This is a genomic window from Streptomyces sp. NPDC102278, from assembly GCF_044766345.1.
Lineage (GTDB): Bacteria > Actinomycetota > Actinomycetes > Streptomycetales > Streptomycetaceae > Streptomyces.
On record NZ_JBIWLV010000012.1, the window covers coordinates 1 to 20,623 of the forward strand.

Sequence of the window (20,623 nt, forward strand, 5' to 3'; positions counted from 1 at the left end):
CACGAACATGCCGTCGTAGTGCCCGGCCGCCACCGACGCGGAGTACATGTCGTACACCCCGATCAAGGGTGTGGTGCCCGGCTTGGCGATCTCTTGCCGCAGTTCACTGCCGTACGTCATGGTCAGGCTCCTTCAGGGGCTGGGCGCATCGATGAGTGGGCAGTCGCCGCGACACGGCGGCGCTTTACCCAAACCAGATCATTTCCTGACCATTTGCGGGGGAGTGGTTACTGCGCCGGGCGCCTCACGCCAACGGCGTAGCACGTTCATCACAGAAAGGTCCCTGCAACAACTCGGCCCGCCCCCCGCCGTGAACGGCGTCGGCCTGCGCACGCGGCGGGTGGGACAGGTGGGCCCCGCACCACCCGCGGCCGGCGCGCGGCGCGACGTCACCCGTTCGGCCCGGTTCGGGGCGTGGGGGCCGGGTAGGGGTCGGCCCGTCCTTCCCCCCAGCGTCACAGACGGAGGCATCCGTGCCCGACATGAGCGGCCCCTACAAGCCCGGCACCCCGTGCTGGATCGACCTGATGGTTCCCGACCAGCAGGCGGCCCTCGACTTCTACCGCGACCTCTTCGGTTGGCAGGGCGAGGTCGGGCCCGCCGAACAGGGCGGGTACGCCGTCTGCACCCTCAAGGGCAAGCCGGTCGCCGGGATCATGAAGGCCATGAACCCGGACGGCAGCGTCCCCGACCCGCTGCCGCCGACGGTGTGGACCACCTACCTGTCCACCGACGACATCGACGGCACGCTCAAGTCCGTCCGGGACGCGGGCGGCACGGTCATGATGGGCCCGATGGGCGTCATGGACCTCGGCCGGATGGCCGTGATCGCCGACCCGACGGGTGCGGTCGTCGGGCTGTGGCAGCCGGGCAGCTTCGACGGCGCGGGCATCGTCAACGAACACGGCGCGCTCATCTGGAACGAACTGACCACCGCCGACCTCCCGGCCGCGTCCGCGTTCTACTCCTCCGTCCTGCCCGTCAGCACGGCCCGCTCCGAGATGCCGGGCGCCGAGGAGTACATCGAGTTCAAGGTCGACGGCCGCGCGGTCGGCGGGATGATGGACCTGTCCAAGCTCCCGCCGGGCGTTCCCCCGCACTGGCAGCCGTACTTCCACGTGGACAGCGTCGACGAGGTCCAGGCCGCGGCGGTCCGCGCCGGCGGCAGCGTCCTCGCCCCCGCCTTCGAGATGGCGGCCGGCCGGATGGCCGTCCTCGCCGACCCGCAGGGCGGAGCCTTCTCGGTGATCACCGCCTCGGTCCCCGAGTAACCCTGAACCACCAGTGCGCCCCGACCGTCGTGTCCCGTGTCCCTGATCGCCGTCGCGGTCCGGGACACGACGGGCGGTGGGGCGGCGCCCGCCAGAGTGCTGACGGAGCGCGGCGCGTGGCGTTCGGGGACGTGGGCGTGGCCTCCTTGACCGGTCGAACCGCCGCGCGCAGAGTTCGGGATGCGGCGCCGTGACATCACAGCCCGACCCTGCTCGCCCTGCCCGCCCAGCCCTTGTGTCCAAGGCGGGAGAGGGTCTCGACCTACGGGAGTGACTGCGCGGATGGTCCTCGACCTGGTCGTGATCGGTGCGGCCATCACTCTGGGACCTCTGCACAACAGTGCCTTCATCCTGCTGCTCTCCTCGAGGCGTGGCGCCCGCAAGGGCCTGGCGTTCCTGTTGTCGTGGCTCGCCAACCTGGTGGTGGTGATCGCCTGCGTGCTGCTCCTGACCGGTGGCGAGCCCCCGGCCCGGCACAGCGCCCCGTCGACCGCCGTCGCGGGTGTGAAACTCGCCATCGGACTGGGGCTGGTGCTCTACGGCGCGCACCGACGCCGTCGCCCGCCCCGCCCGCACGGCCCACCGCGCTGGACCGCCCGGGTGGACAACGCCTCCCTGGCCACGGCCGCCGGGCTGGCGTGGTTGCTGCAGCCGTGGGCGCTGGTCGGCGCCGGCGCCGCGACGGTCGTCGCCGCGGACCTCTCCTCCCTCGCCGACTGGCTCGCCCTGACCGGCTACTGCCTGCTGGCCACGCTCGGCCTCATCGTCATGGAGATGTACACGGTCTGGGCACCGACGGCCGCGGGCGCCAAGTTGAACGCCCTGCGGAACTGGCCTGAGCAGCACCAGGAGCAACTGATCGTCACGCTGTCCCTGCTCGTCGGCCTGTGGCTGGCAGCGCGGGGCATCTACGAGCTGGTCGCCTGACGGCACGTGTGGCGGGCAGGGCGTCCGCGACGGCGGACGGGCATCGCCGGCGCGCCGATGGGGCAGACGCGGACCATGACTGCTTCCGCTTCTTCTCCCACACCCGACTCTTCTCCCACACCGGACGACGACCCGACGCGCTATGTGGGTCTCGACAACGGCGAGGCCGAGCGCCGGGCACACCGGCGGGGCTGGTCGACTGTGCGTACGGTCCCGCCGGGCACGATGTTGACCATGGAATATCGCCCGGGCCGGCTGAACTTCGAGGTCGAGGAGGGCACGGTGCGGCGCGCTTGGGTGGGATGAACTGCGTGCGGCGTCCACCGCTTCGCGAGAGGTCGAGGCCCGGTTGATGGGACGGCACACGACAAAGGCAAGGAGAACTCTCTCCTTGCCACTCTCAATTTATAGCGCGTGGGGGGGCTTGCCGCAAGGCCCGGGGCATGGCGCAGAATCGTCCGTCTGATGCCACAACCTGCGGAAATGGGGCCGCGAGGTGCGGGTGTTGTTGTCGACGTACGAGGAACGCGGTGACGTCGATCCAGGGATGGAACCGGCCGTGCGGGTGCGGGCGTGGATGCGATCGCGGGTGCGGGTTGCCGGCGCGCAAGTGCGGAAGTGTGAGCCGTCCGACCGGCGGAGCGGCCCGGTCGACTCGTCGGAGGTGTCGCAGTGATCGGGCCGTACGTGTTGGATCTTCAAGAGGTGGACCAGACCCGCGTCGCGGTCGTCGGCGGCAAGGGCGCGCACCTTGGCGGGCTGTCGCGGATCGAGGGCATCCGGGTGCCGGGTGGCTTCTGCGTGACGACGGACGCCTTCCGGCGGATCATGGCGGAAGCGCCGTCGATCGCCGATCGGCTGGATCAGCTGTCGCTCCTGGACCCGGACGACCGGGAGGCGATCCGCACGCTCAGTGCGCGGATCCGCCGGACCATCGAAGGGATCACCATCCCGGACGATGTCGCGGCGGCGATCACCCACGCGCTCGGCGGGCACGGTGAGCACGTCGCCTACGCCGTCCGCTCCAGCGCGACGGCGGAGGACCTGCCGACGGCCTCCTTCGCCGGTCAGCAGGACACGTACCTGAACGTCGTGGGGCCGGCGGAGATCCTCCGGCACATCAGCCGGTGTTGGGCCTCGCTGTTCACCGAGCGGGCCGTGATCTACCGGCGGCGGAACGGCATCGACCACCATACGGTCCACATGGCCGTGGTCGTGCAGCGCATGGTCCTCCCGCAGGCGTCCGGCATCCTGTTCACGGCCGACCCCGTCACGGGCAACCGGAAGGTCGCCACCGTGGACGCCGGCTTCGGCCTCGGCGAGGCCCTGGTCTCCGGCCTGGTGAACCCGGATGTCTTCACGGTGCGCGACGGCGAAGTCGTCGCCAAGGCGATCGCCGCCAAACAGCGCGCCGTACACGCCCTGCCGGCCGGCGGTACGCGGGAAGTGGCCATCGACTCGCAGCGCCGGGAACAGCCGGCCCTGACGGATGCGCAGGTCGTACGACTCGTGGAACTCGGGCGGCGGATCGAAGGGCACTTCGGCCGCCCGCAGGACATCGAGTGGTGCCTGGCCGACGACGCCTTCCACATCGTGCAGAGCCGGCCGATCACGACGCTGTTCCCCATCCCGGTCCCCGAGACCGACGACCGGGAGAACCACGTCTACGTCTCCGTCGGCCATCAGCAGATGATGACCGACCCCATGAAGCCCCTCGGGCTCTCCATGTGGCGGTTGACGGCCATGGTGGCGATGCACGAGGCCGGCGGGAGGCTGTTCGTCGACGTCACCCGGCGGCTGGCCTCGCCCGCGAGTCGCGCCGGCCTCCTGGACCTCATGGGAAAGGGCGACCCGCTGGTCAGGGACGCGCTGGAGACCGTTCTCGACCGCGACGACTTCATCCCCTCGCTCCCCGACACGGCTCCGGGCGGACCGCCGGCCGGCGGTGCGCCCGCCCCGATCGAGACCGATCCGGGCGTCGTCACCGAGCTGATCGAGCGCAGCCGGACGTCCATCGCCGCCCTGGAGCGCGACATCCGGACGAAGAGCGGCCCGGCGCTGTTCGACTTCCTGCGGGAGGCCTTCGAGGAGCACAAACGAGTCCTCGCCGACCCACTGAGCCTTCAGGCGATCATGGCGGGGATGGAGGCCACGTGGTGGCTCAACGACCAACTGGGGGAGTGGCTGGGCGAGAAGAACGCGGCCGACACGCTCACCCTGTCCGCCCCCGACAACATCACGTCGGAGATGGGCCTGGCGCTGCTCGACGTCGCGGACGTGATCCGTCCGCACCCGGAGGTCGTGGAGTTCCTGCAAGCCGTCGAGGACGAGGACTTCCTGGACCGGCTGGCGAAGCTCCCGGGCGGAACCGAGGCGCGCGAGGCCATCGAGGCCTATCTCGACCGGTACGGCATGCGCTGCGTCGGCGAGATCGACATCACGAGGCCCCGTTGGCGCGAGCGTCCCACCACGCTCGTACCCGTGGTCCTCGACAACGTCAGGAACTTCGAACCGGGCGCCGCCGAGCGGCGCTTCGAACAGGGGCGACGGAAGGCGCGGGCGAAGGAGCAGGAGGTGCTGTCACGCTTGCGGGCGCTGCCGGACGGGGACCGGAAAGCCGACGAGACGAAGCGGATGATCGACCGGGTCAGAACCTTCATCGGATACCGGGAGTACCCGAAGTACGGCATCGTCAGCCGCACCTTCGTCTACAAGCAGGCCCTGCTGGCGGAGGCCGAGCGCCTCGTGCAGGCCGGTGTGCTTCCCGAGAAGGAGGACATCTTCTACCTCACGTTCCAGGAACTCCACGATGTCGTGCGCACGAACCGGGCGGACGAGCGGCTCATCCAGGAGCGCAAGGACGCGTTCCGGTCGTACCACGCGCTCACGGCACCCCGGGTGCTCACCTCGGACGGTGAGGCTCTCACCGGGGCGTACCGGCGTGACGACGCGCCGGCCGGCGCCCTGGTCGGTCTGCCGGTCTCCACGGGGACCGTCGAGGGCAGGGCCCGCGTCATCCTTGACATCGGCGAGGCCGATCTCGAAGCGGGCGACATCCTGGTCACGACCTTCACGGACCCCAGCTGGTCGCCGCTGTTCGTCGCCATCGCGGGCCTGGTCACGGAGGTGGGCGGCCTGATGACCCATGGCGCGGTCATCGCCCGGGAGTACGGATTGCCGGCCGTCGTGGGCGTGGAGGGGGCCACCCGACTGATCCGGGACGGCCAGCGGATCCGCGTGCACGGAACCGACGGGTACATCGAGATCCTGTCCTGACCGCCGATCGGTGGATCGGATCGGCGGCTGATCCGGTGAAAGCGCCGTGAGCGCGACCGAGCCGGCCGCGGGCGCATGGAACGGGCGGCGCCGGACACACGTATGCCAACTGGCCCGCACGCAGCAGCAGTCGGGCCGCCCGTCCCTACGCGCACCGAGGAAGCGAGACGTCATGCCGCTGACATTCCGCAAGAGCTTCAGGATCCTGCCCGGTGTCCGGCTCAACATCAACCGCAAGTCGTGGTCGATCACCACCGGTGGTGGCAAGCACGGCCCCCGCCGCACGCACAGCAGTACCGGACGCCGTACCACCTCGGTGGACCTGCCCGGCCCCTTCGGCTGGCGCAAGACCAGCCGCGGTTGACCCACGAGGTGCGCCGCGTCCACGGACCCCCGGCCGGACAGGCCGGGGGTCCGTTCTGCCGTACGGGTCAGGGGGTGCGGGAGCCGCTCTTCACGGCGGTCCAGCCACCGCCCTTCACCGCGTACACCGTCAGCCGGCGGTTGACCGTGTCACCGAAGCCGTCGAAGGCGACAGGGCCGGTGACGCCGTCGAACGACAGCTCTGCCACGGCCTGCGGCATCTTCGTACGGGCATCCGCCGGCAGGGTCCCGCCATTGGCCGCGACGACCGCCTTCACGCCCTCGATCACGGCCCAGGCAGCGTCGTACGCGTAGGGGCCGTACGAACCGGCCGGCTCGGGGTACCCCGCCTTCCGATACTGCTCGATGAAGGTCGCCCCCGCCGGCAAGTCCTCGGCGGGCACCCCGATGTTCGTGGCCAGGTCGCCCTCAGCCCTCGCGTTGGTCGCGACGAACTGCTGGTCGAAGATGCCGTCACCACCCATCAGGGGCAGGTTCACGCCCGCCTGCTTGAGTTGTCGGGAGAGCGGCGCGGCGGTGGTGTGGTAGCCGCCGAAGTACACCGCGTCGGCGCCCGACGCGCGGACCTTCGCGACGAGCCCCGAGAAGTCGCTTGCCGCGGGATCCACTCGGTCCGAACCGACGACGCTCCCGCCGAGCTTGCGGAACTCGGTACTGAACCCTGACGTGAGGCCGGTGCCGTAGGCGCCGTTGTCGTCGATGACGTAGAGCTTCGATTTCCCGGCCTCGTCGTGCAGGTACCGGGCGGCGAAGGGACCCTGGTCGACGTCCGTGGCGACGGTGCGGAAGTAGGTCTTGTACGGGCGGGACTTCGTGCCCTTGCCCCAGTCGGGGCCAAGGGTCAGCGCGGGGTTGGTGTTCCCCGGCGACACGGTGACGAGGTTCGCCTGCCCGAGCGGTTCCACCATGGTCTGGGCGACACCGGAGTTGAGTGGACCGACGACGCCCAGCACCGCCGTGTCGGCGACGAACCGACTCGCGTTCGGCCGGCCCTTCGCGGGGCCGGCCTCGTCGTCCAGGGCCTTGATCTCGAAGGTCACGCCGGGCACGTGCGCGGTCCGGTTGGCGTTCCTGGCCGCGAGGTCGGCGGAGTTCTTGATGCCGACGCCCCAGGACGACAGGCCGCCGCTGAGGGGTGCGTCCACACCGATCACCACGGTGACGGGGGAGGCCACCGGGCCATTGCCGGATGCCCCACCGCGGTGCGAGTCGTCCCCTGTGAGGGTCCAGGTGAGGGCCGATCCGACGGCGAGCGTGGCCAAGGCCGTTCCCAGGACGACCGAGCGCCGGGTGAGGACGCGCCGTCGGGCGGACGCCTCGTCACCGTGGCCCTTGCCACCCGCGCCGCCGAGTGCCACCAGGGCCTCGGTCGGGGGGACGAGCGTGGGCGTGCTGCCGGCCCGGCCCGGTACGGGATCGCGGCCGGCGCCTGCCACGGCCTCCTCGGCCCGGGGCGCGTCCTCCCGGACCGGGGGCTCGGGCTCCGCGCCCGGAGGCTCGGCCTCCCGGGCTGTCGACGCGTGGTCCCTGGCGGTGGGTGTCGGAACGGGGGAGACGGGGGAGGGCTCTGCTTCCCGCGCCGTCGGGGTGGGGGTCGCCTCGGCGCTCACGTCCCGTACGGGCCCGGGCTTGGTGGCCGCGGCGGCCGAACCCGTCCGGGACGGAAAGGATTCCAGTGCCGACGCGAGCAACTCGGCGGCCTCGGCCGCGCCGACGCGTTGCGTCGGGTCCTTGGTGAGGAGGGCGTCCAGTACCGGCGCCAGCGGGCCGGCATGGACCGGCGGCCGATGGGCGCGGGTGAAGACGGCCACCGCGAGGGCGTGCAGCCCCTCGGCCTCGAACGGCGGACGTCCCTCGACGGCGTGGTAGAGGGTGGCTCCGAGCGCCCACAAGTCATTGGCGGGAGTCGGGCGCTTGCCCTCCAACTGCTCGGGCGACATGTACTGCGGGGTGCCGATGACGATGCCGCTGTGGCTGAGCCTGGTCGTCGCGTCCGCGAGGTGGGCGATGCCGAAATCGGTGAGGACGACCCGGTCCTTGGTCAGGAGCACGTTGTCCGGCTTGATGTCGCGGTGGATGATCCGCGCGTGGTGCGCCTCGGCGAGCGCGTCGAGCATGGCCGAGCCGATCTCCGCCACGCGCTGCACCGGCAGTCGGCCCTCCTCGCGGATGGCCCCGGCGAGGGACTGCCCCCGGATGAACTCCATGATGATCACGGGGGCGCCGTGGTGCTCCACCACGTCGTGGATGGTGATGATCCCGGGATGGCTGAGAGTGACCGCCGCGCGGGCCTCGCCGGTGAAGCGCCCCACCAGCGTGGCCCGATCGCGGTCGTCCAGGCCCGGAGGGAAGAGGATCTCCTTGACGGCGACCTCGCGCCCGAAAAGCTGCTGGTCGACGCCCCGCCAGACCCGGCCCATGCCGCCCTGGCCAATGCGTTCGAGAAGCTGGTACCTGCCGGCGATGAGTTCGGGGTTCTGCTCGGTCACGCGCACACTCTAGGTCCTGATCGGCCGATCAGGTGCGGGAACGATGGCTTGATCCCGCAGTCCACGGCGAGGTGACGGCGCTGAACGCCGCGGTCACGGCGATCGGTGGAGTGTTGGCCGCGCGGCCTGAACGTGCCGGGCGGCCTCGTCGGCGGTGTGGGAGGAGGCGAAGGTGAACGCCCTCGGGGACGGCCCGTGCGCCTGTAGATCCGCCAGTCGCTCCAGTGCCTCGCCGACGGTCGGAAGGTGACCGGCAGGGACCCACCAGAGCACGAGGTGTGCCTCGACGTGCCGTTCGAACCATTCGCGGCGTCGCCGCATCATTTCCAAGTGGCCGCTGCGGTAGGCGAAGTCCCACAGGGCTTCCCGGGTCTCCCACACCGACAGGGTGACGATGACGTCCTCGCCCGCCGGTCGCAGGCCCGTGGCGTCGGGCGCCCCGTCCTCCACGAGCCGCCACACGAAGCCGGGTGCGCCGTCGGCGGCCGCGTTGACCGGATCGAGCATCTCGACGAACGGCGCCATGCGCGGGTCGTCGAAGGGGTGGAGGAGGGTGGCGACGTTGAGTTGGGCGAGGTGGGCGGCGCGCGGGGATGCGGTCATGGCCTCATCCCAACACGGCATGCATTTCTATGTCAATCATCATTGTTTTTAGAATCTTCGACCACCACGCAGCACTCTCCCGGGCGGGCGTCCATGCGCGCGCGGACGGGACCGTCGCCCGCGCCGAGCAGTCCTTCCAGCAGTGCGAGGTTCATGCCGCAGACCAGGGGCGGGAAGCGCTCCGAAACGGCGTGGAAAGGGCAGTTGCGCATACGGACGACCCGTGACGCCGCTTCGGCCGTCCCTTCGGCGCCTTCGGGCGCCTGGACGCCCTCGCGGCTCCCGGCGTCTTCGAGGTGGGGTTCGTAGCCGCGATCGGCCAGCACCCGCACGGCGTCTTCGAGGCCGCCGCAAGGCGCCGCCGAGCCGCGCAGGGCCTCGCCCCGGCGGCGCGCGGCCGCGCAGAGTTCGGCGTCCAGCCCGGCCCGCTCGGCGGCCTCGGCCAGCAGTTCGGCGACGGTGCGGTAGTCGCGGGCGGGTAGCGACACCGACCGCTCGGCCCGCGCCCGCGTGTACACCTTGGCGGGTCGGCCCGCCCCCGGGCCCGAGCGGCCCGTCAGGCGCCGGCTCCCGCTCTCCAGCAGCCCGACCTCGGCCAGCTTGTCCAGATGGTGCGCGGCGAGGGTGCGTGCCACTCCGACCGCCTCGGCGGCCTCGTTGCGGCCGACCTCACGGCCCTGTGCCGCCACGTACTCGTACAGGCGGCGCCGCACCGGATCCTGCAACATTGCGATCGCGTCGATGTCCTCCACCCGGCCATTCTAGGAACAACGCGGGTTGGACATAGAAGGGCGGCCCGCCCTGCCGACGGGCCCGGGGACCCGGCGAACCGTCGCCCCCGGTGGCCGGACGGCGGGCTCGTCCGATCCCCGCCGTCTGGGACGATGGGCCGATGGACGAGGAAGTCATTCCCATTCTTCACGTCGAGGACGCTGCCGCGGCGGTCGCGTGGTACGAGCGCCTGGGCTTCAGCCGGCAGTGGGAGCATCGCTTCGAACCCGGGTTTCCCGCGTTCGTCGAGGTGGCCCGCGGCAGGGTCAGGTTGTTCCTGTCGGAACATGCGGGAGACGCCCGCCCCGACACGCTGGTCTACCTCCGTGTCCGCGAAGTCGACGTCATCGCGCAGGAGTTCGGCGTCCAAGCGCAGGAAGCTCCATGGGCACGCGAGATCGAACTGCGTGATCCCGACGGCAACCGGGTCCGGGTGGGCACCCCTACGACATGAGCACCCACGGCACCGCCGAGGAAGGCGCCGGCGCTCACTGCCACCCCGGCGCCATGCGCCTGGCCCTCGCCCGCATCCACGACTGGCTCGACACCACCTTCTCGACGGACGCCTGAAACCCCGGCCGGGCAGCCGCCCCCCGTCACCCGAGCCCGGACCTCCCGAGCCCACCGGGGTCTACGCCGGTCAGGTCACGGCTCGCGTCCCACAACCGCTCCGCGACGGAGGGGTCGGCGAGGTGGTTCCACACCGGTTCGCGTCGGGGCTCGCCGCGCAGGCCGAAGACGCGCGGTCCCCACAGTTGGCCCCCACGCACGGCCGGGTCGAGCAGCGCACGGACCGCGGGCCACGCGCCGGCGTGCTTGCCCTGGAGGAGGAGGGCCGCGGGCGCCGCGCCCAGCCGTGCGCCGGTGGTTCGTACGTGGACCGGCGGCCGCGACGGGGTGAGGGAGTCCAGCGCGCCGCCGGGATGCACCACCACGCTCGCCACCGAACCGCCGGCAGCGCGCAGACGGCGGTCGAGTTCCAGGCCGAAGTACATCTGCGCCAACTTGGAGCGTCCGTAGGCGCGCTTGGGCCGGTACTCCTTCCGGGACTGGAGGTCGTCCAGGTCGAGTCGCTCGGACTTCGCCGCGAAGCTGCCCATGGTGACGACGCGGGCCGCCGGGGCGGCCGACAGCAGCGGCATCAGCCACCAGGTCAAGGCGAAGTGCCCGAGGTGGTTCGTGCCGAACATGAGCTCGTGACCGTCCGCGGTCTCCTCGCGCGGCGGGTCGTCGAGCGCGACACCGGCGTTGTGGACCACCGCGTCGAGTCGTTCCACCTCCAGCGAACCCACCGCTGTTTCGAGCGACGAGAGGTCGGCGAGGTCCAGCCGTACGCTCCGCACCCGCGCGCCGGGGACACGCGCACGGATCGAGGCCGTGGCGATCTCGGCCTTGGCGGGATCGCGGCTGCCGAGTACGACGGTGGCTCCGGTCGCCGACAGCTGTTCCGCGACGAAGTACCCGATGCCGGCGTTGCCGCCGGTGACCAGGACGACGCGGCCGTCGGCCCCGGGCAGGCGGTGGACGTTCCAGGGCGGGGTGGCGGATACGGGCGACATGGTGACGGAACTCCCTTGTTGGTGAGGGCGGCTGTGGCCGCCCCTTGGGCAACCGGACACCCACGGTTCCAGCGGCCACCGACACATCACCCGTCGACCACCGACAGACCCCGCCGAGGTCCGACGCCCCGCCGACGTCCCGCCGACACGGCGCCGGCCCGTCGCCGCACCGCGCCGATGAACATCACGCGGGCCAACCGCCCCGCACGCGGGTGCCGGTTCGATCCGCGCGAGCACGGCCTCGCCCCGGACACCGGCTTCAGTGGGCGTCGAGCCACGCCTTGTAGGCGGTGGGCGCCAGGCGTGCGTCGGGGCCGCCCGCCAGTACGTCGCCCTCGACGGCCGCGAACATGCCCGCCTGCTCGTCGGTGACGACCTCACGCGGGTCCCGGCGGGCCGACAGGGTGAGACGTCCGATCTCGGTCAGGGGGAGGACGTCGGGGCCGGCGACGTCGAGCGTGCCGTTCAGGGGGCGGCCGGTGGCGACCTCGGCCAGGGAGGCGACGACGTCGTCCGCCGCGATCGGGCGCAGGGGAGTGGAGGGCAGCCGAACCGCACTGTCGTCGGCGGTCCAGGAGAGGACCGCGTCCATGAACTCGAAGAACTGGGTGGCGCGCACGATCGAGTACGGGGCGGGCCCCTGCTTCAGCAGGTCTTCCTGGAGCGTCTTCGCCCGGTAGTAGTCCAGCTGCGGCACCCGGTCGACGCCGACGATGGACAGGACGACCTGGTGGCGGACCCCGGCGCGCTCTCCGGCGGCCAGCAGGTTCCCCATCGTCGTGCGGAAGAACTCCGGGGACGCCTCGTCGAAGGTGGGCGAGTTCGTCACGTTGACGACCGCCTCCGCACCGTCGAGCGCCTCGTCCAGTCCTGCGCCCGTGAGCAGGTCGACCCCGGTCGACAGGGAGGCGGGAACCACCTCGTGTCCGGCGTCGCGGAGGGTGGAGACGAGCCGGGAACCGATCAGTCCGGTGCCGCCGATGACCGTGATCTTCATGACCATGCCCCTTCGTTCAAACTCGGATAAGACGTGTCCGAGATTATACTCGGATAGGATGTGTCCGAGTCAAATGGAGGGCGCATGAAACTGTCCGGTGGCGTGGAGTGGGCGCTGCACTGCTGCGTGGTGCTGACCGCGGCGTCCGAGCCCGTACCGGCCGCCCGACTGGCGCTGCTGCACGACGTTTCGCCCAGCTATCTGGCCAAGCAGATGCAGGCCCTGTCCCGGGCGGGCCTGGTGGCGTCCCTCCAGGGCAAGACCGGCGGGTACGCGCTGACCAGGCCGGCCTCCGAGATCACCGTCCTGGACGTGGTGCTGGCGGTCGACGGGGCGGACCCGGCGTTCGTGTGCACGGAGATCCGGCAGCGCGGACCGCTCGGGGCCCCGCCGGAGAAGTGCGCGAAGCCGTGCGGGATCGCCCGCGTGATGGGGGAGGCCGAGGCCGCCTGGCGAGAGTCGCTGCGGGGTGTCACCATCGGCGACCTGGTCGCCTCGATGGAACGCGACAACGGCCCCGAGGCGTTGCCGGGCATCGGCGCGTGGCTCACCCCGGAGCGGGGTTCCGGGAGCCGGGCGCAATGATCGGCCCGCCTGGACTGAGGAGGTGTGCGCCGCGGCGGGGCGGGGCCGTACCGCGGTGCACCGGTGCCGGGTGAGGCGGTGGGGATCAGCTGGGCTGGTCGCCGGTGTAGCGGTAGATGTTCCCGGCGGAGTTGACGCCCCAGACGGTTCCGTCGGCGCCCGCGCCGATGTCGGTGAGGGCCCCGGGGATCTGTACCCAGGGATTGGCGTCGTTGTTGGTGTAGTGGTAGACGTTCCCGCCCGCGTTCGCGCCCCACACCGAGGTGCGGGAGCCGACCGAGATCGCCTTCAGGCCGCCGCTGATCTGCTTCCAGTGGGCGGCTTCCCGGTCGCCGGTGTAGCGGTAGATGTTGCCGGCGGAGTTGACGCCCCAGACGGTTCCGTCGGCGCCCGCGCCGATGTCGGTGAGCGCTCCGGGGATCTGTAGCCAGGGGCTGGCGTCGTTGTTGGTGTAGCGGTAGATGTTCCCGGCCGCGTTGACACCCCACACGCTGGTCCTGGAGCCCACCGCGATCCGTACCAACGCCCCGCTGATCTGCTTCCAGTGGGCGGCTTCCCGGTCGCCGGTGTAGCGGTAGATGTTTCCGGCGGAGTTGACGCCCCAGACGGTTCCGTCGGCGCCCGCGCCGATGTCGGTGAGGGCCCCGGGGATCTGTAGCCAGGGGCTGGCGTCGTTGTTGGTGTAGCGGTAGATGTTTCCGGCCGCGTTGACACCCCACACGTTGGTCCTGGACCCTGCGGCGATGCGTACCAGGGTTCCGCTGGTCTGCTTCCAGTCGGCCACGATGACGGCTCCTCTCGACTTGGGATGCTGCCTGAGGAAGCTCCCCAAGTGGAACGATTCGCCTCGTAAGCGGATTTGAAGAGTGATCAGACTTTTTGTCCTTAAGGGGGTGTTTACGGCAGCGGCCACCCCCGCCGACCGGGGGTGGAGTCGCATGGGGAGGTTGACGAGCGACGCGAACTGTCCTCGCTCGTGTGGGTTATTCGCGGGTGGCACGTTGACGCGCCCGGCGGCCGCCGTCCGTCTCGGAGCCGCCACCTGCGGAAGCGGTGCGAGCCCGCGTTCCGAGTGCGGCGAGCACGGCGGGCATGGTCGAGCGTCGGCGAGGCGCGTCGGCCCGCCCGAACGCGGCCTCAGCGCGGCTCGTGGGGCGCCGCTCGGCAGGCTCCGTTCGCCGCACCTGCGGGCACGCCTGCCCCGGTCAGGCCCGACACGCAGCTCTGCAGGTCGTTGACGACGCCGCGGTGGCACGCCTTGGTGACGGCATCGGTCACCTCGACACCGGTCCGCTCCACCATCCCGGTGCAGGCGGGGATGTCGGCATGGGCGGTCAGGGGGAGGGCTGCGCCACCGAGGGCGAGGGTCAGGGCGGTGAGGACACTGGCGGCGCGGGTTGAGGTAGGCATGGGGGGCACATCTGCTTTCCGGGTCGCCACGAGGCCGGCGCGTGGTCGCCGGACTCGTGTGGGAGCGCGTCGGGCGGAGCGGGGTGCGGGGACCGGACCCCGGTGGCCGCACCGACAACTGCGGGATGGGGTTCCTCCCCTCCTTCGACGCTAGAACAGCCCCCTGTCGCGCGCACCCGCTGGGTGGCCCCCTCCCCCGTGCCGTCACGTGGAGGAGGCGCACGGGCGCGGGGGTCGTGCCGGCCGGGTCGCTGCTGTCCGCCGGGCGGCGCGCCGTACCGGAGGGGGTCGGGCGCCGCGGTGAAGCGACGGCCGAGGGCCTACGCGCGGTCATCGGCTGCGCCGTGTGTGACAACCGCGGGAAGGCGAACCGCCACGAGCGGCAGGAAGCGTCCTACGAGCGGACCCACGCACAGGGCGATCAGCACGGTTCCGATCCCGACGGTTCCACCCAGAAGCCAGCCGACGCCGACGACGACCACCTCGATGCCGGTCCGCACGACGGCGATCGGCAGCCGAGTGCGCCGAACGAGGCCGGTCATGATGCCGTCGCGTGGCCCCGCCCCGAACTGTGCGCCGAGGTAGAGCGCGTCGAAGAAGGCCAGCGCGACGAGGCCGAGGGCGAGACAGCCGAACTCTGCCGATGCCCCCTGCGGGTGGGGGAGCACCGCCGCGGTGGCATCGGCGGCGAACCCGACGATCGCGACGTTGAGGAGCGTGCCGAGTCCGGGCAGCTCTCGCAACGGTATCCAGGCAAGCAGCACGAGCAACGAGATCGAGTTGGTCGCGCAACCGAAGGAGATCCCGAGGGACGTGGCGACACCCTCGGCGAGTACGCTCCAGCCGGCCGCGCCGAGCCCGGACTGGACGAGCAGCATGACGGCGGCCCCGTACCCCACCAGACCGAACAGGAGCTGGGGGATCCGACGCGCCTTCCGGGGCGCCCGGACCTGGGCGAACGCGTTCATGCGCGCTATCACCGGCGGATCGTGAGGAGCCGGGACGCAGGGGCGTGCCACTGAGGCGGGAGATGTCATGGGGCGATCCTCCGTGCCATCTGGACCTGGGTTCCATGGCCAGATTGACTAAGCTGGTCTGGTGAAGATCAGCTCGCACGCGGTGGCACGGATGTTGGGGTCGTGGCGGGAAGGGCCGGGGCCGGCGCACCAGCGCCTCTCCGACCGACTGCGGCTGCTGATCCTGGACGGCCGCCTCTCCCTTGGCGCGGCGCTGCCCGGCGAGCGGGACCTGGCCGCGGCGCTCGACAGCAGCCGAACCACGGTGGGCACCGCGTTCCGTACGCTGGTCGAGCACGGATACCTCGCCACCCAGGCACGCACGAGGGCGACGGTACGGCTGCCCGACGACATCAGGCCCGCCTACCCGGCCGGCACGGACAAGGACACCATCGACCTGTCCGTCGCCGCGCCGGCCGCGCCCGTCGAAATCCTCCACGCCGCGTTCGCGACCGCTCTCGAACAGCTGCCACGACATTTCGAGCGGCACGGCTACGACCGCCACGGCACCGCGGAGCTGCGCGAAGCGGTGGCGCGGTGGTACCAACGGCGAGGGCTGCCCACCTCGGCGGATCACATCCTGATCACCAGCGGCGCCCAGCACGCGCTCGCGCTGCTGGCGCGCGTACTCCTGTCGCCGCGCGACCGGGTCCTCATCGACCATCCGACCTACCCACACGCGATCAAGGCCTTCGTCGACGCGCGCGCACGGCTCCTGCCCGTCGCGGTGACCCCGTCCGGCTGGGACACCGAGCAACTCCGGGCGGCGGGACGGGTCGCGAACCTGGCCTACCTGATACCCGACTTCCACAACCCGACCGGGATGTGCATGCCCACGAGCACGCGCCGACAACTCAGGCTCGCATGCCCCACGGTCGTCGACGAGACCATGGCCGACCTGGCTCTCGACGTCCCGAGTCCCGAACCCCTCGCACTGCACATGCCGGCGGCCATCAGCATCGGCTCGGTGTCCAAAAGCGTCTGGGGAGGCCTGCGCACAGGTTGGATTCGCGCGCTGCCCTCGATCCTGGAACGCGTCGAACAAGCCCGCCCCGCCCTGGACCTCGGCACTCCCGTCGTCGAACAGCTCGCGACAGCAGTCCTGTTGAACGACGACCAAACCCGGCGGCCCGACGCGCTGCGGCAACTCGGAGCGCAACGCGACACGTTGAGGCAAGCACTCGCCGAACACCTGCCGGACGTCAACGCCCCGCAACCGGCCGGCGGCGTGACGCTGTGGGCGACCTTCCCCGAGCCCGTCAGCTCACGGCTGGCCGCCATCGCGCCCGATCACGGAGTGACCATCGCGGCGGGACCACGGTTCGGTGTGGGAGGCGCGTTCGAACGCAACATCCGGCTGCCGTACACGCTCCCTCCGAGCCGGATCGCCCAGGCGATCCGCAGGCTCGCCCGGGCGGAACAGGCGCTCGTCCGGGGCGCCACCGGAACCCACACCCCCGCACCCCTGGCATGAGCGTCGACGGCGCCCCGGCCGGCGTGCGCCCCGAACGGGCCCCGGAACGCGCGTCAGGCAAGGTCAGTGCTCTGCGACAGCAGGTCGTCATCGCACAGACCCGTCCGGCAACACACCGGCAACCAGTCGGCCGCGACCTCCCGAACACCTTGCAGGCGAACCCGGTCCGGCTCCACCACCGTGAGGATCTCGAAGGCGACGCCGGCGTCCCCGGGTGACCGGTTCGCCATCACCTCCTCGTAGAGCAGCCAGATGCCTTGCACGGCGAGGCCTCGGCACAGCTCCGGAAGATCGAGTCCTCGTCCGGCGGACCCCCAATCCGTGCCCTCGCCGGCCACCGTGCACTGAAGGAGATCGAGGAACCATCCGCGAGCCTTCGGTGCCACATCGTCGGCGAGGGCCGCCAGGGCGACGGAGGTCACCGCGGGAGCCGGCTCCCAAAGGATCACCGGACACCAGACGTGTTCCTCGAAGCTGACGTGGCTCGGCTCCCGTGACGGGCCCCTGCCCGCGAGCCGCAGGAGATCCTCGGCCAGGTGCTCCGCCGAGCCGCCGCACCCGCACAGCATGGCCCCCCAGTCGTGCCGGGCGATCTCCATCTCGATCAGTCTCTTCACGCCCACACAGTAGAGCGCGCCCCGGGAACCCGATGACACACCGAGGGCCGCCAGTACCTGGTCACGCCCCCTCTCGGGTCAGGAGCACTTGCCCCACTGGCAGTTGTGTCCCGACGGCGGTCTGCGCAGGTGCTCGGCCTCCTTGCACCAGGCGCACTTCGTCCGACCCGCGTTCGTGCAAGCACACGCCATGGCGGTACCCCCTTCAGTCGGTGATCGCCCGCGTACGGGCGGTGGCGAGTTCATACGGTCGTCCTCGCCGACCCGTCCCGTCAAGCGGACGATCGTCGTAATCGTGTCGACGGAGTCCAAGGGCGGTCGCGGCCTCAACGGCCGTTGATGGAAGGCCGTTTCGGCATACGGGATGTTGTTCGGGCGGGCGCGCCGCTGTCCCACCGTCCGACCGAACCGGAGACACGCACCCATGGACATCTGCCGCAGGACATCCTCCCCGGCGCCACCGCTCGCACCCGCCCCGCCCACTCACCGTGTCGGGCACGGCCCCGAGGACGTGGACGACCCCTTCGCCCCCGGGAACGACCCCTTCGCCCCCGGAAACGCTCCCTCCACTCTCGCGTGGAACCTCTGATCCCACCCGCCCCGTTCGTCGCTGCCGCACCGTCGACCGGTGCGGCAGCGGCATTTCCGGAGCGAACCGCCCTCCCGGCCCGCCCCGATCCGGCCATACTGGGGCCCGGCGCCGGCCGCGCGGCCCGCGGACGGGGGAGTGACGCCAGTGGAGCGCACCATCGACGGGTACCGGCTCGAAGCCGAACTCGGCCACGGCGGGCAGGCCTCGGTGTACCGGGCCACGGGACCCGACGGCACCTGCGTCGCCCTCAAGGCATGGCACGGCCTGGGCGCCGCGCCCGCCGAGGCACGACGCCGGATCGCCCGGGAAGCCGCCCTGGTACGGCGCATCGAACATCCCGGCGTGGTGCGCCTGCTCGCCGGGAACCCCGACGGCGACCCTCCCTACCTGGCGTTCGAGTACATCGACGGCACCACCCTGGACCGGTACGTGACCCGGCGGGGCCCGCTGACCGGGGAACTCGCCCGGGAGACGGTCCTCGGCCTGCTGCGAGCCCTGAGCGAGGTCCACGCGGCTCCCGTGGCGCACCTCGACGTCAAGCCGCACAACGTCGTCCTGCGCAACGACACCGGCGGCCCGGCCCCCGTGCTGATCGACTTCGGCATCGCCCGCTCCGCGGAGGCCACGCACACCCGCCTCACCGGCTACAGCGTCGCGTTCGCCTCGCCCGAGCAACTGCGGCTCGATACCGCCTACACGCCCTCGGACGTATTCTCCTGGGCCTCCACGGTGTACTTCCTGCTCACGGGAGTACACCCCTTCGGATCCGACCCGGCGGCCGCCGTCGCCGCCATCCGGGACCGGGACGCGCTGCCCGACCCCGCGCCGTTCCGGGCGGCCACGGGCGCCGCGGGGTCCCGGCTCTGGGAGATCCTCATCGGCTGTTGGCACCGCGACCCGGCGCTGCGCTGGCCCCTGCACATCGCTCCCGTCCCGGGCGAGGTGACCCGCCCCACCTGTGACACCCGGGCCCTGCTGGGAGCCGTGGAGGACGCGTTCAGCCACGCACCCGCCCGGACGCTGAAGCTCGGCAGGATCGACCCGCGCAAGGCCGGCCCCACGCCCTGGCACGAGCTGGGCGCCCAGATGCGCCACCACCGGCGGCACGGCAACTGGCCGATGACCCGCCGCCGGCTGGCGAGCCAGCGGGAACTGCTGGGCCGCACCAGCCCCCTCGGACTGTGGGCGTACGAGATGGGCTGGCGCGAACCGCCCTTCGACATCGTCTCCGTCGTCGACCGGATCACCGGTGCCCAGGGGTACCTGCGCTACCTTCACCTCTGCGCCCGCGGCAGCGACATGCTCGGCCTGGACGGCCTTCCCCGCGGCTCCCGCCACCCCCTGCCGGGGGACCGCAGCGAACAGCACGAGGACACCCCTTCGTTGATCGAACTCGCCCCCTGGGAGCAGGGGGAGTTCCCGCTGCACATCCGCAACTGCGGAACGGTCGCCTGGCGCGGCAGGCGGCTGCAGGCCATGGCGCCCGCCACGGGGACCGAGACCGTGCGGCTGCGCGGCGAACGCTTCGACGTGCCCGAGACCCCGCCGGGCTCCGTCGCCACCGTGCTGATCCCGGTGCGCGCCCCCGGCTGGCCGGCCGTCTACCGGCAGCGGTTCAAGATGGTCGACGACGAGGGGCGGTTCTGCTTCCCGGGCGTCAACACCCTCGGTATCGAGGTCATGATCCAGGTCGTGCGCAGGGAGGGACGTGACGGGCATGCGGGATGACCGCGCCGGGGCCGAGGCCGGAACCGGAACCGGAACCACGATCGGGGCCGGAGCCGGGGCTGCGCAGACGGTACCCGTGAACCCGGACGACGCGGTCGGGGTGCTGTCCGGTGTGGTGCCGGCCGGCGCGTCCGGCCCGCGGGACGTGCCCCTGCAGGAGGGCGACCGCTACCTCATCGGCCGCCCGTCCCGGCTGCGAACGCCACCGGCCGGCCCCGGCGTGTTCCTGTCCCTCGGCCCGGGGGTACGACGCAGTGTGCCGGCGGTCGCCCTCGTGCTGGCCGTCGCCCGCAGCGCCGTGCACCTCCGAGCCGGGCGCGGCGCGATGGACCTGCTCGTGGACGGCGCCGTTCCCCCTCCCGGAGGTCTGCGGCTCGCGGGACCGGCGCACGAAGTCGTCGTCGACCCGGTCGGCGTCCCGCGCACCCTGGCCGTGCGGCTGTTCGCCGCGGCCCCGGCGCTGGAGGCGCCCCCCGCCAGTGGCACGACCTGCCTCCCCGTGCTGCGGGTGAGCGGTGACCGGCTGCTGCCCATGGCCGCGGCACTGGCCTGGCCGCTGGTCACCAACGTGCCGCGGCCGACGGCGGACGGCTGGACGCTCCCACGGATCGTGGCCCGCCACCGCGAGCTGTGGGGCACCGAACCGGTCGACCCCCGGCACACCCTCTTCCGGCTGCGGGAGATCCTGGCCGGGGCGCGGAGCGCCGACGGGCGCCCGATGGCGGTGATCGAGGACGTCCAACCGTGGCCCTGGGCAGAGCGGTTGGAGGACACGCCCTACCTGGACAGCGAGTCGTTCATGGCGGCGAAGAACCGCGTCACCGCCGGGTACTTCGCCGCCGCCGGGCAGGTGAGCCCCCGTCTGACAGAGCTGCTGGAGCGGCGCCGACCCGCCTGACGGGATGACGGGCCGGTTGACCGGGC

19 protein-coding genes and 1 pseudogene are annotated in these 20,623 nt (G+C 71.7%); 10 read left to right on the forward strand and 10 right to left on the reverse strand.

Annotated features, from left to right (window positions below; translation table 11 throughout):
- A pseudogene (locus ACIRO3_RS25920) lies at positions 1-120 on the reverse strand (carboxyvinyl-carboxyphosphonate phosphorylmutase); the annotation flags it as partial.
- A gap of 362 nt (positions 121-482) precedes the next feature.
- Between ACIRO3_RS25920 and ACIRO3_RS25925 the strand changes: the two are divergent.
- The 5 genes from ACIRO3_RS25925 to ACIRO3_RS25945 all read left to right on the forward strand — a co-directional run bounded on the left by ACIRO3_RS25925 (position 483) and on the right by ACIRO3_RS25945 (position 5,838).
- Positions 483-1,271, forward strand: coding sequence for a VOC family protein (locus ACIRO3_RS25925; protein ID WP_361781676.1), 789 nt, complete (start codon positions 483-485; stop codon positions 1,269-1,271).
- A 282-nt stretch (positions 1,272-1,553) separates the two neighbouring features.
- A complete protein-coding gene (locus tag ACIRO3_RS25930) occupies positions 1,554-2,198 on the forward strand; it encodes a GAP family protein (RefSeq protein WP_404141189.1) in 645 nt (214 codons plus the stop codon).
- A 75-nt stretch (positions 2,199-2,273) separates the two neighbouring features.
- Entirely contained in the window at positions 2,274-2,504 is a 231-nt protein-coding gene (locus ACIRO3_RS25935; protein WP_404140816.1) for an I78 family peptidase inhibitor, read from the forward strand.
- A 366-nt stretch (positions 2,505-2,870) separates the two neighbouring features.
- Positions 2,871-5,474, forward strand: a complete 2,604-nt coding sequence (rph, locus tag ACIRO3_RS25940) for a rifamycin-inactivating phosphotransferase (RefSeq protein WP_404140818.1) — start codon at positions 2,871-2,873, stop codon at positions 5,472-5,474.
- 172 nt (positions 5,475-5,646) lie between these two features.
- Complete coding sequence (locus ACIRO3_RS25945) at positions 5,647-5,838, forward strand: DUF4236 domain-containing protein (protein ID WP_361781469.1); 192 nt, start codon at positions 5,647-5,649, stop codon at positions 5,836-5,838.
- Between the two features lie 67 nt (positions 5,839-5,905).
- Here ACIRO3_RS25945 and ACIRO3_RS25950 read toward each other — a convergent pair whose 3' ends face one another.
- From ACIRO3_RS25950 to ACIRO3_RS25960, 3 genes are all read right to left on the reverse strand, one after another.
- A complete protein-coding gene (locus ACIRO3_RS25950; RefSeq protein WP_404140820.1) occupies positions 5,906-8,347 on the reverse strand; it encodes a bifunctional serine/threonine-protein kinase/ABC transporter substrate-binding protein in 2,442 nt (813 codons plus the stop codon).
- Positions 8,348-8,440: 93 nt separating this feature from the next.
- The gene (locus ACIRO3_RS25955) at positions 8,441-8,950 is read right to left on the reverse strand and encodes a DUF3291 domain-containing protein (RefSeq protein WP_404140822.1); all 510 of its coding nucleotides are present in this window, start codon (positions 8,948-8,950) and stop codon (positions 8,441-8,443) included.
- Positions 8,951-8,982: 32 nt separating this feature from the next.
- Complete coding sequence (locus tag ACIRO3_RS25960) at positions 8,983-9,702, reverse strand: helix-turn-helix transcriptional regulator (protein ID WP_404140824.1); 720 nt, start codon at positions 9,700-9,702, stop codon at positions 8,983-8,985.
- A 140-nt stretch (positions 9,703-9,842) separates the two neighbouring features.
- On the opposite strand from ACIRO3_RS25960, the gene ACIRO3_RS25965 reads away from it, so the two are divergent.
- Positions 9,843-10,175: a glyoxalase superfamily protein gene (locus ACIRO3_RS25965; protein WP_404140826.1), complete on the forward strand. Its 333-nt coding sequence runs from the start codon at positions 9,843-9,845 to the stop codon at positions 10,173-10,175.
- 142 nt (positions 10,176-10,317) lie between these two features.
- On the opposite strand, the gene ACIRO3_RS25970 is transcribed toward ACIRO3_RS25965, so the two are convergent.
- Both ACIRO3_RS25970 and ACIRO3_RS25975 read right to left on the reverse strand, forming a co-directional pair.
- Complete coding sequence (locus ACIRO3_RS25970; RefSeq protein WP_404140828.1) at positions 10,318-11,280, reverse strand: SDR family NAD(P)-dependent oxidoreductase; 963 nt, start codon at positions 11,278-11,280, stop codon at positions 10,318-10,320.
- A 259-nt stretch (positions 11,281-11,539) separates the two neighbouring features.
- Positions 11,540-12,277 (reverse strand): NAD(P)H-binding protein, encoded by a 738-nt coding sequence (locus tag ACIRO3_RS25975; RefSeq protein ID WP_365997104.1) that lies wholly within the window; start codon positions 12,275-12,277, stop codon positions 11,540-11,542.
- A gap of 84 nt (positions 12,278-12,361) precedes the next feature.
- Between ACIRO3_RS25975 and ACIRO3_RS25980 the strand changes: the two genes are divergently transcribed.
- Entirely contained in the window at positions 12,362-12,862 is a 501-nt protein-coding gene (locus tag ACIRO3_RS25980) for an RrF2 family transcriptional regulator (protein WP_404140830.1), read from the forward strand.
- Between the two features lie 85 nt (positions 12,863-12,947).
- Here ACIRO3_RS25980 and ACIRO3_RS25985 read toward each other — a convergent pair whose 3' ends face one another.
- From ACIRO3_RS25985 to ACIRO3_RS25995, 3 genes are all read right to left on the reverse strand, one after another.
- Positions 12,948-13,646 carry a tectonin domain-containing protein gene (locus ACIRO3_RS25985; RefSeq protein WP_404140832.1) on the reverse strand — a complete coding sequence of 233 codons (699 nt, stop codon included), beginning with the start codon at positions 13,644-13,646 and terminating at the stop codon, positions 12,948-12,950.
- 353 nt (positions 13,647-13,999) lie between these two features.
- Positions 14,000-14,272, reverse strand: a complete 273-nt coding sequence (locus ACIRO3_RS25990; RefSeq protein ID WP_404140834.1) for a hypothetical protein — start codon at positions 14,270-14,272, stop codon at positions 14,000-14,002.
- A gap of 320 nt (positions 14,273-14,592) precedes the next feature.
- Positions 14,593-15,252, reverse strand: coding sequence for a YitT family protein (locus ACIRO3_RS25995; protein WP_404140836.1), 660 nt, complete (start codon positions 15,250-15,252; stop codon positions 14,593-14,595).
- Positions 15,253-15,370: 118 nt separating this feature from the next.
- Between ACIRO3_RS25995 and ACIRO3_RS26000 the strand changes: the two genes are divergently transcribed.
- Complete coding sequence (locus ACIRO3_RS26000; protein WP_404140838.1) at positions 15,371-16,762, forward strand: PLP-dependent aminotransferase family protein; 1,392 nt, start codon at positions 15,371-15,373, stop codon at positions 16,760-16,762.
- Positions 16,763-16,815: 53 nt separating this feature from the next.
- On the opposite strand, the gene ACIRO3_RS26005 is transcribed toward ACIRO3_RS26000, so the two are convergent.
- Entirely contained in the window at positions 16,816-17,379 is a 564-nt protein-coding gene (locus ACIRO3_RS26005; protein WP_404140839.1) for a hypothetical protein, read from the reverse strand.
- Positions 17,380-18,115: 736 nt separating this feature from the next.
- On the opposite strand from ACIRO3_RS26005, the gene ACIRO3_RS26010 reads away from it, so the two are divergent.
- Entirely contained in the window at positions 18,116-19,699 is a 1,584-nt protein-coding gene (locus tag ACIRO3_RS26010; protein ID WP_366146987.1) for a protein kinase domain-containing protein, read from the forward strand.
- Positions 19,689-20,597: a hypothetical protein gene (locus ACIRO3_RS26015; RefSeq protein ID WP_404140842.1), complete on the forward strand. Its 909-nt coding sequence runs from the start codon at positions 19,689-19,691 to the stop codon at positions 20,595-20,597. The genes ACIRO3_RS26010 and ACIRO3_RS26015 overlap by 11 nt, the downstream gene beginning before the upstream one ends.
- Positions 20,598-20,623 lie beyond the last annotated feature (26 nt).